10 protein-coding genes are annotated in these 12,050 nt (G+C 38.9%); 2 read left to right on the forward strand and 8 right to left on the reverse strand.

Annotated features, from left to right (window positions below; translation table 11 throughout):
- Positions 1-83 precede the first annotated feature (83 nt).
- Positions 84-983 (forward strand): LysR family transcriptional regulator, encoded by a 900-nt coding sequence (locus RWN13_RS01295; RefSeq protein WP_314059670.1) that lies wholly within the window; start codon positions 84-86, stop codon positions 981-983.
- A 270-nt stretch (positions 984-1,253) separates the two neighbouring features.
- Here RWN13_RS01295 and RWN13_RS01300 read toward each other — a convergent pair whose 3' ends face one another.
- The 8 genes from RWN13_RS01300 to adhE all read right to left on the reverse strand — a co-directional run bounded on the left by RWN13_RS01300 (position 1,254) and on the right by adhE (position 10,748).
- Positions 1,254-2,030 carry a hypothetical protein gene (locus RWN13_RS01300; protein WP_314059671.1) on the reverse strand — a complete coding sequence of 259 codons (777 nt, stop codon included), beginning with the start codon at positions 2,028-2,030 and terminating at the stop codon, positions 1,254-1,256.
- 3 nt (positions 2,031-2,033) lie between these two features.
- A complete protein-coding gene (locus tag RWN13_RS01305; protein WP_314059672.1) occupies positions 2,034-2,330 on the reverse strand; it encodes a hypothetical protein in 297 nt (98 codons plus the stop codon).
- 297 nt (positions 2,331-2,627) lie between these two features.
- Positions 2,628-3,050, reverse strand: coding sequence for a GNAT family N-acetyltransferase (locus RWN13_RS01310; protein WP_314059674.1), 423 nt, complete (start codon positions 3,048-3,050; stop codon positions 2,628-2,630).
- 103 nt (positions 3,051-3,153) lie between these two features.
- The gene (locus RWN13_RS01315; protein WP_314059675.1) at positions 3,154-5,400 is read right to left on the reverse strand and encodes a glycosyl hydrolase family 18 protein; all 2,247 of its coding nucleotides are present in this window, start codon (positions 5,398-5,400) and stop codon (positions 3,154-3,156) included.
- A 169-nt stretch (positions 5,401-5,569) separates the two neighbouring features.
- Entirely contained in the window at positions 5,570-6,766 is a 1,197-nt protein-coding gene (locus RWN13_RS01320; RefSeq protein ID WP_314059677.1) for a serpin family protein, read from the reverse strand.
- A 102-nt stretch (positions 6,767-6,868) separates the two neighbouring features.
- Positions 6,869-7,114: a KH domain-containing protein gene (locus RWN13_RS01325; RefSeq protein WP_314059678.1), complete on the reverse strand. Its 246-nt coding sequence runs from the start codon at positions 7,112-7,114 to the stop codon at positions 6,869-6,871.
- 13 nt (positions 7,115-7,127) lie between these two features.
- Complete coding sequence (gene rpsP / locus RWN13_RS01330) at positions 7,128-7,403, reverse strand: 30S ribosomal protein S16 (RefSeq protein WP_209526034.1); 276 nt, start codon at positions 7,401-7,403, stop codon at positions 7,128-7,130.
- A 759-nt stretch (positions 7,404-8,162) separates the two neighbouring features.
- Positions 8,163-10,748, reverse strand: a complete 2,586-nt coding sequence (gene adhE, locus RWN13_RS01335) for a bifunctional acetaldehyde-CoA/alcohol dehydrogenase (RefSeq protein ID WP_314059679.1) — start codon at positions 10,746-10,748, stop codon at positions 8,163-8,165.
- Between the two features lie 474 nt (positions 10,749-11,222).
- Between adhE and RWN13_RS01340 the strand changes: the two genes are divergently transcribed.
- Positions 11,223-11,996 carry an AraC family transcriptional regulator gene (locus RWN13_RS01340; protein ID WP_314059681.1) on the forward strand — a complete coding sequence of 258 codons (774 nt, stop codon included), beginning with the start codon at positions 11,223-11,225 and terminating at the stop codon, positions 11,994-11,996.
- Positions 11,997-12,050: the final 54 nt, after the last annotated feature.

The following is a 12,050-nucleotide window of genomic DNA, read 5'->3' on the forward strand; positions in this document are numbered from 1 at the left end:
CAACTATTATCTATTCACTCGACAAGAAAATCATTAATATATTTGATAGTTATCTTTTTCTAAAACAACGGGAGTGATCATTGATGGACATTAAACAGTTACGTTATTTTACAGCAATTATCAAACATAATTACAATCTAAGTCATGCTGCCAATATGCTCTATGTGTCACAACCAACCTTAAGCATGATGGTCAACGAATTCGAAAAAAAAGAAGGCGTCAAGCTATTTCAACGTGAACGCAGTCGGATCACTGGCTTGACTTATGTCGGCGAACGTTATTACGAGGATGCGCTTAGTGTCTTAAGCCTTTATGATGAGATGTTTACTCATCTTCATGACAGTCAAGCAGAAAGCGAGGGATCCATTACCATTGGCATTCCCCCTCTAGTATTAGCCGTTGTTTTTTCGACTATCATGCCTGAATTAATTCTTAAAAACCCGAAAATAACCATTGACGTTAAGGAGATAGGGGCTTATCAATTAAAAGATGAGTTGTTACTGGGAAATGTTGATTTGGCAGTCTTGTTGGCGCCCGCTGGATTTAACAGCCACCTAGTGGAAACTTACGACATTCAGCAATCGGAGTTAGCAGCCTTCTTTTCCAGCGAACATCCTTTGGCAAAAAAGAAGGCCATTCAGTGGCAAGATTTCAACAACCAAAATCTGGCTATTTTTGACAACTCCTTTATGATTCATCATTTATTGTCAGAAGCCTTTGGCAGACAACAGGTTCACCCTAACATTATCTTGACTTCAGGCTCATGGGACTATATGTTAAATGCTACACGCATCAACAAGGAGATTGCCACAATTTTACCTAAGCCCATTCATGAGTTATATCACGTTGAAGGTGTCACCTGTTGCCCGATTGAAAAACCAGTAGTTTGGCAGGTTATCTTGGCTCGGTTGAAGAAAAAAAACTACTCTCACGCAGAATCATTTATTCTGGATTCTCTTCTAAGCACATTTAATCAAAAATAGTACTAACTAGCAACAGAATCAAAAAACACGCCTCAAAATGGAGGATGCTGAAAAAGTCCAAATTTTCTTAACCGAAAATTTGGACTTTTTATTTTTTCCCACTAGTGTAGTAAATACTAATAGAATGTGAAGGTTCATTTCCACTGGGAACGCTTATTTCAATCTATTTTGGGAACTGAATTTTCCTGTTTTTTCTATTTTGTTATTTTATGAGTTTTTCAGCAGCTTCTCAAAATGAGGTGTGTTTTTTGATTTTTCTTAATTCTTTGTTTATTTTGCTGCATCTGCAATGGCTTTGACATAACCAGTTGTATCGCTAAATGTGGCACCTGTCACGACATCTACCATATTTTCATTATCACTGACATCTTTATCAATATCTGCAGCTGTTTTACCTGTCACATATGCCAAAATCGCATTCATTGATTCAGCATAGTCTTGTGTTGCTTGGCCTTTGTCAGCCATCATCTTGCTGTATGCTCCGTTGTTTGTCATCTTAGAAATCAAAACAGTTCCTTCTTCAAAGTTTTCACCAAAACCGCCATCTGAGTTTGGCACCCCTTGTACATCACCTTTATCTAGGAATTGGAATTCATCCACATAAGCTGCACCGATTTTATCCCCTACCTTTGCTAAACTGATGATAGCAAATGCCTTATCCCCATGTGGTGCTGCATAGGTATGAGTTAATTCAATCTCTCCATCGGTGGCTTTTATTCCGGCAACGCCAAAACCATTTTTAGCCGTATCTATAACTGCTTGCAAGTAACCATTGCCATCAGAAAAGGTTGCACCTGTTACCACGTCTGTAATTTTTTCATTATCAGCCAATTCTTTTTCCAACTCTGCAATTGTTTTTCCAGCTGCGAAATCCATCAAAGCGGTCATTGATTCAGAGTATTTCTTCGTTGCTTGGCCCTTTTCTGCCATCATTTTACTGTAAGCTTCATCATTTTCCAGCTTAGACGCCAGCACTAAGTCTGTTGGATAGTTCTCTCCAAAACCACCGTCCGAGCTTGTCACACCTTTAAAATCTGCTTTGGCCACATACTAAAATTCATCCGTTGATGCTGCTGAAATCTTGTCGCCATCCATCACAACTGTTGTTACCCCAAAAGACTTATCACCATGAGGCGCCGTGTATAATTGACGTATAGCCAAGGTTCCGGCTGGCACCTCCAGAGCGACTGATTCAGAGGCACCTGATTCTGTCTCACCTGATGAAGCTTTGGTGGCTTCTGTCTCGCTACTTAAAGATGAAGCGGTTCCGTTTTTATCATCGGCTTTACATCCTGCCACAAACAATACAGCTGCAACTGCAATTATACCTAATTTCAACTTTTTCATATTATTTCCCCCATCTGTATTTGATACCTGTATTATAACACGTTTGATACTTTATTCACATTCTTTCCTACCCGAAATATATCTTTAATATAGGTTTTAGTTAATACATACGGAATAACATCAACTCATTAGTTACTGTTATCACAATAACTTTAGTCATTTTAACAAAAGGGAGACAGTCAATTTGTTGTAAATCGACTACCTCCCTTTATGTCCCTACACAGCCAATTTCCAACTTGTCACTAGAATTACCCAAAAGTCTATTTAGTCACCTATAAGGCATCGGCACCAGTTAGCTCAAAGTTTCTTTTGAAATTGATGACTAACTAATTGATAATCGGCCTTTTCCTGATAAAAACGATGAGCCTCTGTTCGTTGAATCCCTGATGAAAGTGCCATTTCCTGATACCCCTCTGCTTTTGCCCATTTTTCCATGATCCTTAAAAATTGTCCGCCTATCCCTTGGCCTCGAAACCCCTCTCTGACTATTAATTCCGCTACCCATAAGCAATCGGTGTAATATAACGTTGGCATCGGCATAACGCCACAACAAGCGACTAATTTCCCCTCAACTTCCCAGGCAAATAAGCGATACTTCCCTCGCCTTTGGCAATCCGTTACTTTTTCTGTAAACTCAGCTAAAGTTAAGGCTTGACGCAACTCTTTAACAACCTCATAGCCTAGCCCTAACTCCTGATCTGACTTTAATTCAACTAACACTTAACCACCTCATTTCTTCTCATTCATCCCTTTCTGTTAACAGGACGTATGCTTTTAGTTTACCAAAAAAAAGAGAATGCGGGAGTTCCACATTCTCTAACCTTTACTCTTCTTTCAAACGCTTCACGCCTATTAAGCTAATTAAGAGAATCAGACCACTTAAGGTTAGCCACAGTTGGGTATGACTGCCTGTTTTCGGCAGAGTCTCGATTTTCTTTTTAGACCCTTGTGTGTCAGCTTCTTTTTCTTTAACTTTCTCAGAAGAACTGGATTCTGTTGTTGAATTAGTAGTCTCTTGAGCCACGTAAACAAAGATAACCTCTTGCTCATAATGATGGTAAAGCCCTTCCTTATTGTCTGGCGTTTCACGTAATGTATATCCTTTTAGTTCAATAGCTTTTGCTTGATAACTTTCACCAATCTTTCCTTCCAAGGTTGTACTTCGAGCCAATTCTTGGCCATTTCCATCCTGGAAATGAACCTTGACAGTACCAGTTGTCTCAATATCACCGGCTTTTGTATAGAGGGCCTGATTTCCTAATAAACTAGCTGTTTCCCCCATTCGTTGACTCAAGGTAATCGCCAAAATTTGATTGACATCTGCTACTACAGATGAGGTACTTAGACGAATCGTTACAGACTCTCCTGGAGCAATCGTCTCAATTCCAGCATCTAATAGATTGATTTGCTTGTTACCTGATGTTTTTTCTCTTTTCTCATTAATTGGTGAGAGAACTTCTCCAGTGACTGTTTCGATGGTTAACACTGGTAATTTTACTGTTTTAGCGCTTAGTTCCAACTGCTTTAAAACGGGACCCGTTTCGCTTAGAACTTCCTCGTTCTTAAGAGTCAACTGATAGAGGTCTTCTTGAGCAACTGCTATCCCTTTTAGCTCAGCCTTAATTTGTTGAGACGGGTAATGGATGGCTTGTCTCGTCAATTCTTTATCGCCAAATAAGCCTTGTTTGACGGCAGTGGTTAATTGATCACGCCGTTGACTACTTTCAACAGTCGCTTTATCTTGAGACTGCATCCAAACAATCATTCCACCTAACTGTTTTTCTTTAATATAATCTGTTTTAGCCTTAATCGAACGTTCATTCTCAAAGGTATAAAATTGCTTCTTTTCTTTGCTGTAAAGGTATGGTGCTTTAGCTACATCATCCCAGTACTCGGTCAAATCTGGTACTTGGGCTTTTAATTTATCCAACGAACGGAAAGCCCAAATCCCACCATTTCGCCCACCATCCCCATTAATTAACGGTTTTTCATTGGATGCCCCGCGGCTTTTGCTACCATCTGCGTCAACGGAAGCAAAGTCGGCTTTTTGAAACAATCCTGGTAATTCAGCATTTGTACCCACTTCCACGTTGCCCCAACCTCGCCCATAAAATGCTGACCCGATACTTATTTTATTGGCAGACGCACCATTTTTAAGCAAATAATTAACCGTGTCGTTTGTACTCCATGCCCAAATCCCCTTCTCAGGATTGTTGGCTTCTGGATTTGTATAAAGAGCCGTATGATGGTTCGATTGGGCCTCCCAGGCACCGTGAATATCATACGTCATCATATTGGCAAAATCTACGACGTCAAAAATACCAGCAACATCAATTCCTTGGCCCAATGCCCAGCCACCAGCTGGCAAGGCAACGGATAGTTCATAGGTTTTCCCTAGAAGCTTGCCCTGTTTATCAAGAGCTGCTCGAAACTCTTTTAGCAGTGTCACATAATTTTCTTTGTCTTCTGGCTTTGCATAAGGAGTCCCTTCATCTTTAGCACTGTCCACTAGATCACCGTCACGTGGCATATTTGGGTATTCCCAATCAATGTCAACAAAATCCATATTTGTGTAGGTGATAAATTTTAAGACATTATCAATAAATACTTGACGGGTCTCTGGTTTTTCTGCCAGTTGACTAAAGTCACCTGACTTAGTCCAGCCACCTAAAGATACACCAACGTTTAAATTAGGATTTTTCTCCTTTAAATCTGTCAAGCCATTCAAGATACCAGCATAGGCCTTGCCTTCTGCTGCTGCGCCATTACCAATACTTGAGGTAACAGCCGCAAATTCATCGGTAAATTCTAAATTGCCTTTTTCATCAAAATCTAGAAAAGCAAAATTCAGGTGAGTTAGCTGATCTGCCGGGATATCTTTTGGCATAAAATTCCCTTCACTGTCTTCAATTGACCAATCTCCGTAATACATGATACTGCGATACGTTTCTTGACTTGCCCCATAGCCTGTCAAACTCCCGACACCTACAGCAGCCATACTCATCATTAAAATACCAATCAAAACAATAATAAAGGATCTTAAACTGAACTCACGTCTTTTCTTTTTCACTACACATCCACCTTTTCAATAAATTTATAATACTAAAGCGTATTCATTATATTGTTATGATATCACAATTTTAAACATAAAAACAGATTTATTGCACAAAAAACAGTAAGTCTTCTGAGACGTTCTCATCTAACTTACTGTTCTCAACTAATTCGTGACTATTGGATTTCTAATTACGCCCATAAACAATGGTAATTTGTCCTTCCCCTGAATAATAAAGATAAAGGGTTAGATCTAGTTGTTTAGTTTCCATTGGTCTTGCCGCTGCTGTTGCCGCCCCCATGGAGGTAACACTTTCAACTTTCACTTTTTCCTCATCTATTTTCAGTTGATTCGTTTGTTTAAACGAATTGATAACTAGCGGCTCGCTATCGATTAACTGGCTTAAATCAGCTTTAGTATTATCGAAAATACTGGTTAACCCCAGTTGTTTCATCACTTCAATCAAATCGATATCAGTCGTCAGCTCAAACTTAGGAATAGCAAAATTAACATCAGCTATTTCAGTCTCTTCCAAATTAATTAACTCATGAAGTTTTTCGGGAGCCTCAATTAATTGATTAACTGGAACATCTTCGTCGGGCAAAATAAACAACAACTGATGGTCATTTTCCAAAGCCAATGAACTGGCCACAAAATTAACACCATGAGCATAGGGATGGTTCTCTTGCTGCTGATGCATAAAATCTGTCCTTAGATCCTGTTCCCCATAAAAAAGCTGTTTGTCTGTTTGGGATGTTTCAAATTTATCAATCCAGGCTAAATGTAAACGAACCGTGTTGAGTAACACTAAACGGGTCTCTTCAGTCACTTCTTTTTGATCAAATAAATCAGTTCCTAATTGCTTTTCAACCCAGTCGGTGACCTTTTTTGCCGCTTTCCTTGGGGATTTGGCGAAAGGAACCGTATTTACACTAGCTGAATAAGTTTCCTTGGCCACTTTTTCAAATGCGGGTCTTACGTTGAACTCTTGATCCACCCAAATAGAATTAGCCAGACTGGCTACCTCTTTATCCTGATAAACACCTAATAATTCCTGGTTAAATACTTTTAGTGAAGGATATTCTTCTGAATTGGTAAATAGTACCCCATAAATATCCTCTTTACTCTTCCCTGCTGCCCCTTCACTTAATAAGCCTAACAATTGAAAAGGTCCGATTGGTCCATATAACGGATTACCTACTTCCTGTAAAATTATACTCCCACTAGTAGCGGCGAACTGATTAAAACTGTCAGCTCCTGAGATACTTGAATAAGTCTTTTCCTTCGTGCCTTCTGATAAAATAACTTGCTTCCCTGGTTCACCACAACTTACCAATAAAAAGGACATAAGACTTAGCCCCATTATCATTAACTTCTTTTTCATACTAACCTCCTTTATCTATTAGACGTATCAAGGTGTAAAAAGGTTGGTTTTTTTAGTAAAAAAAAGCCCTAAAGCTTTTGCTTCAGGGCCCAATACGTGTATTTAATTTCCGTCTAATATATTCAAGCGAACTTTCTTGGGTCCATCTAACCGAACACTGTAAACAATCGTGCGAATAGCTTTCGCAACTCGACCTTGTTTACCGATAATCCGCCCAATATCTTCGGGATCAACAGATAAATTGTATTCAAAAAAATCTTCCGACTCTTCAATTTCCAACTTTATCTGCTCAGGATGACTGACTAACGGACGCACAATTGTCAAGACTAACTCTTTTACATCTGTCATTTTTCAGCCCTCCTTATTTTTTAACGTATTTAGCTTCGTGATGTTTTTTCATAACACCTTCACCAGAAAGGATGTTACGTACTGTATCTGAAGGTTGCGCACCTTTTGATAACCAGTCCAACACTAAATCTTCTTTTAAGACTACTTCCGCAGGATCTTTCAAAGGATTGTAAGTTCCAACAGTTTCGATGAAACGTCCATCACGAGGAGAACGAGAATCTGCAACAACGATACGGTAAAAAGGGTTTTTCTTAGAACCCATACGTTTTAAACGAATTTTAACTGACATGTATATTTCCACCTCCATTAACTTATTACAAATGTTAGTTTACCAGTTTTCAAAAGAGATGTAAAGTGTTTTTTCTTTACAGCTTAAAATTTCTTTTGTTTAACTGGGTTTGTCAATCAAATTTTGGCTAATCTTAGGCATATATAGCAATAAATTTCATTCATCAAAGTCTTAACTACGTTAGCTAATTCTTCTAAAGACTTCCTCCAAATAATGTGGTCATATCACTTGGTGACAGCTACTATTAGCATTTCCATCCCTATATTTCCAATCTGACTCAACGCCTATCTCCAAAAAATAGACTATTTGCTCCTGATTAGACCATTCACTCTGACTCTAAGAGCACTTGGCCAATGTGGATCCACTTATATCTACTGTTTCTTCACGTTCTGACTCACTTAAAGAAATCGGTGAATTTGCTGATGTGCTCGACTAACTAATGTGCTGTCCCAAAAAACGATTGAGCCTAAGTCCTAGCCCTTCCACACTTTACTCAGAGCCATAGCGAGCGCTTAGAGGCTTTATATTGCTGATTTAATCCTATCACGCGTCTCTCGATAGCCAGCTTTAAATGGACTCCTAAAGGGTATCCCTCTGCGCCACATCCTTTGGCTAACTAAAAACATGAGATGATATAAAAAGGCGAATTAACTGGCTTTAGTTAAACCAAATATGTCACTTAATAACAAATAAACGACGTGTAGCCATCACGCTACACGTCGTTTATCCATAACACTAGTTACAGTCTAACTAGTTGGTTTAAACACCTTCAAATGAATCAATAATAATTTGTTTCAACTCGCTAATAAGAGGTTCTTTTGGATTGGCAGTTGTACACTGATCTTCATAAGCCAGCTCAGCCATTCGATCAACGGTACTGTCTAGGACTTCCTGAGTGACACCTTGAGATTTCAAGCTCATCTCAATGCCGACAGCTTTGCCTAATTTAATCACTTCTTGAACCAAACTTTCGACTAATTCCTCTGTGGTTTTACCTTTCAAACCTAATGTGCGAGCGATTTCCGCATAATCTTCATGAGCTCTAAAGTACTCATATTTAGGGAACATCGCATGTTTTTGTGGATCTTTAGCATTATAACGAATGATATGCGGTAATAAAATCGCATTGGTTCGACCATGAGGGATGTGATACTCACCACCAATTTTATGGGCAACCGAGTGACAAATTCCTAAGAAAGCATTGGCAAACGCCATACCAGCTAAAGCTGAGGCATTATGCATCTTCTCGCGAGCATCAAAGTCCGCTGTTTTAACCGATTCTTCCAAATTAGCAAAAACCAATTTAATCGCTTCAATACTCAATCCGCGAGTATAATCAGATGCCATTACAGAGACGTATGACTCCAAAGCATGGGTCAGAACGTCCATCCCTGTATCAGCTGCAATTGAGCGAGGTAGCGTTTGAACAAACTGAGCGTCGATAATCGCAACATCTGGTGTTAAGGCATAGTCTGCTAATGGGTACTTAACGTTAGTTTCACTATCTGTAATCACAGCGAATGGTGTAACCTCTGCCCCTGTTCCAGAAGTGGTTGGCACACAGACTAATTGGGATTTTTCTGCTTTCGGATATTTGTAAATCCGTTTGCGAATATCTAGGAATTTTTGCTTAGCGCCAAAGAACTCTGTTTCAGGATGTTCATAGAACAGCCACATACCTTTAGCTGCATCCATGGCTGAACCACCACCTAAAGCAATAATCGTATCAGGTTGGAAGTCAACGATTTGTTCCGTTCCTTTGTAAACCGTGTTCGTTGATGGATTCGGTTCGACATCAGAAAAGACAGCAATCTTCACGTCATTATCCCGTTTGCGTAACTCATCCATAACAATATCGGCATAACCGAACTGAACCATACCAGGATCACACACAAGGAACACACGCTCTACTTTTTCCATTGCTCTTAAATACTGAATAGAGTTTTTCTCAAAGAAAATTCGTGATGGAAGTCTAAACCACTGCATATTTTTCCTCCGTTTCGCGACTGTTTTAATGTTCAATAGATTGACTGCTGAGACGTTTCTGGAAATGGAGTTTTTACCGTATGAACCACAGCCTAAAGTTAATGATGGAATCATTTCATTATAAATATCACCAATTCCCCCTTGTGACGTTGGGGTATTAACTAATATACGGCAGGCTTTCATCCGAATAGCAAAGTCTACTTGAAGATCTTCATCTTCCGTATGAATACAAGCCGTATGTCCTAAGCCAGTCTCTAACATGCCTTCACATAATGCCATGGCATGCTCCCGGTCTTTAGCTTTAATCATCGCCAGAACAGGGGATAATTTTTCTAATGACAATGGATATTTAGCACCTGTTCCCTCTAATTCCGCAATTAAAATTTTGGTTCCAACGGGAACACTAATTCCTGCCATTTCGGCAATTTCAAAAGCAGGTTTGCCAACAACTGCTGGATTCACAGCTGTTTTAGCTTCATTCATGACAGCCGCTTCTAATTTTGCCACTTCATTTGGTTTAGCCACATAGACTTGATGGGCCTGAAACTCTTTTTTCACCTCATCGTAAATCGCTTTGTCCACGATAATTCCTTGCTCAGAGGCACAAATCATGCCGTTATCAAAAGATTTAGAGACAATTAAATCATTAACTGCCCGCTTGATTTTAGCTGATTTTTCAATGTAAGCAGGTGTATTTCCAGGTCCAACCCCTAGTGCTGGTTTACCTGTTGAATAAGCCGCTTTAACCATTGCACCACCGCCTGTGGCTAAGACAACTGCAACTTTTGGATGGTTCATTAAGGCACTTGTTGCTTCCAAGGATGGTTCTTCTACCCATGAAATACAATTTTCCGGAGCACCAGCTTTAATCGCCGCGTCACGAACCACACGAGCTGCTGCTGCTGAACATTTTTGAGCGGCCGGATGGAAAGCAAAGATAATTGGGTTACGAGTTTTTAACGCAATAATTGCTTTAAATATAGTCGTCGATGTTGGATTGGTCGTAGGAGTGACGCCACATAATACGCCAACTGGCGCGGCAATTTCCATGAGCCCACTTTGTTTGTCTTCACTGATAACACCAACAGTTTTATTATTTTTGATATTGTTCCAAATCGACTCTGAAGCAAACATATTTTTTATCGCTTTATCCTCATAAATACCACGACCCGTTTCTTCAACAGCTAATTTAGCTAAAGGCATGTGTTGATCGTTCGCTGCAAGTGACATCTGATAAACAATTTCGTCCACTTTCTTTTGGTCAAACGCTTCCATTTCTTTTAATGCAATTGTGGCTTTTTTCGCTAGAGAATCAATAACTGTGTCTACACTTGAAACTTTTTTAGTTTCTTTTGCCATACTATTCCTCCTTGATCTTATCCGTCGGGTATCCCGCCTGCTCAACGCTATAACTTTTGGTTACATATGAGTCATGCTAAGACCCTTTCTGATTTTTAGTAGCCTAGAATAAGAGTTAGTCCTTGTGTTGAAAGCAATAAAGATACAAGTCCCTGACCGCCTATTCAAAAGAATTGCGAAAGATGATTGTGTGTGTTCTTTCTGTCTTAATAATAGCAAATTTCACAAACTTACTGGTAGGATAATTTTCAGCCCTTATTGGACATTTTTAAGATAATTAAATATATACTTCACAATCATTTTTTGTGTTATAATAGTTATATTAGTATTTGCCAGTCGCTTTGGATATGATTTCACTAACTCGTCTTCTTTCATTTAACTAGTAGTTATTAATCCAGTTAGTGATTTTTATAGCAATCCTTTCAAAAGGATTCCATTCAAAGCAAACCATACATAGAAACGAGGGAGACAGTTATGTGCAACATCTTAATGGTAACGTCAGACAGTGAGTTAAAACGAAAATTAGTGAATTTATTGAACAAATACTTCGTAAACGTATTCATATTACCTCATGCTAAAACTGGGGCTGATGCCTTAGCCATCGCTAAGAATCATCAACCAGAGATAATCATGTTAGATTTAAACCTAAAAAATGAAAACGCTTATTCTTATCAACGTGACTTATTAGCCTCCTACCCTAATTTAAGAAGTATCGTTATCGACAATCAAGAAAATTGTAAAAATGCTCAAACTGCCATCCGATTTGGTGCCATTGATTACTTAGTTCAACCTCTGATAGAAAGTGAAGCCTTAAGCAGCATTCATCGAGCCATTATTTCTTTAAACCAAGTTTCATTGCTTGACCACCGCTCTGTGGACGCATTACCCACCCAAAATGAAACAATTTTACCGATGATTCAATATATTCACAGCAACTACCAGCAGGAACTAAATTTGAATTCATTAGCTGATTTTATGCATCTCAATAAGAACTATATTTGTCAGTTATTTAAGAAAGAAGTTGGTATGACTTACATCACATACTTAAATCAGTACCGCGTTGAACAGTCAAAACTTTTATTGCGCAATAGTGATAAACAACTGGCTGAAATTTCAGAGAAAGTCGGCTATACCGATCCAACTTACTTCAGTCGAATTTTTAAAAAAATTACAGATATTAGTCCTAATCAGTATCGCCAAACCTATAAAGGTGATTTCATTCCTGTGGATCTTCAGCAAGTTTTTTAGCTTGACAGCTGAATTAAAAGATGAGATAGTATGATTCATATTGTTAATCATAGT

Source organism: uncultured Vagococcus sp., assembly GCF_963518325.1.
Lineage (GTDB): Bacteria > Bacillota > Bacilli > Lactobacillales > Vagococcaceae > Vagococcus_D.

Bases quoted from the DNA above. Each gene is read 5' to 3' on its own strand.
- RWN13_RS01295 (WP_314059670.1), top strand. From the start codon at position 84: ATGGACATTAAACAGTTACGTTATTTTACAGCAATTATCAAACATAAT.
- RWN13_RS01305 (WP_314059672.1), bottom strand. From the start codon at position 2,330: ATGAAAAAGTTGAAATTAGGTATAATTGCAGTTGCAGCTGTATTGTTT.
- RWN13_RS01320 (WP_314059677.1), bottom strand. From the start codon at position 6,766: ATGAAAAAGAAGTTAATGATAATGGGGCTAAGTCTTATGTCCTTTTTA.
- RWN13_RS01325 (WP_314059678.1), bottom strand. From the start codon at position 7,114: ATGACAGATGTAAAAGAGTTAGTCTTGACAATTGTGCGTCCGTTAGTC.
- rpsP (WP_209526034.1), bottom strand. From the start codon at position 7,403: ATGTCAGTTAAAATTCGTTTAAAACGTATGGGTTCTAAGAAAAACCCT.
- adhE (WP_314059679.1), bottom strand. From the start codon at position 10,748: ATGGCAAAAGAAACTAAAAAAGTTTCAAGTGTAGACACAGTTATTGAT.
- RWN13_RS01340 (WP_314059681.1), top strand. From the start codon at position 11,223: ATGTGCAACATCTTAATGGTAACGTCAGACAGTGAGTTAAAACGAAAA.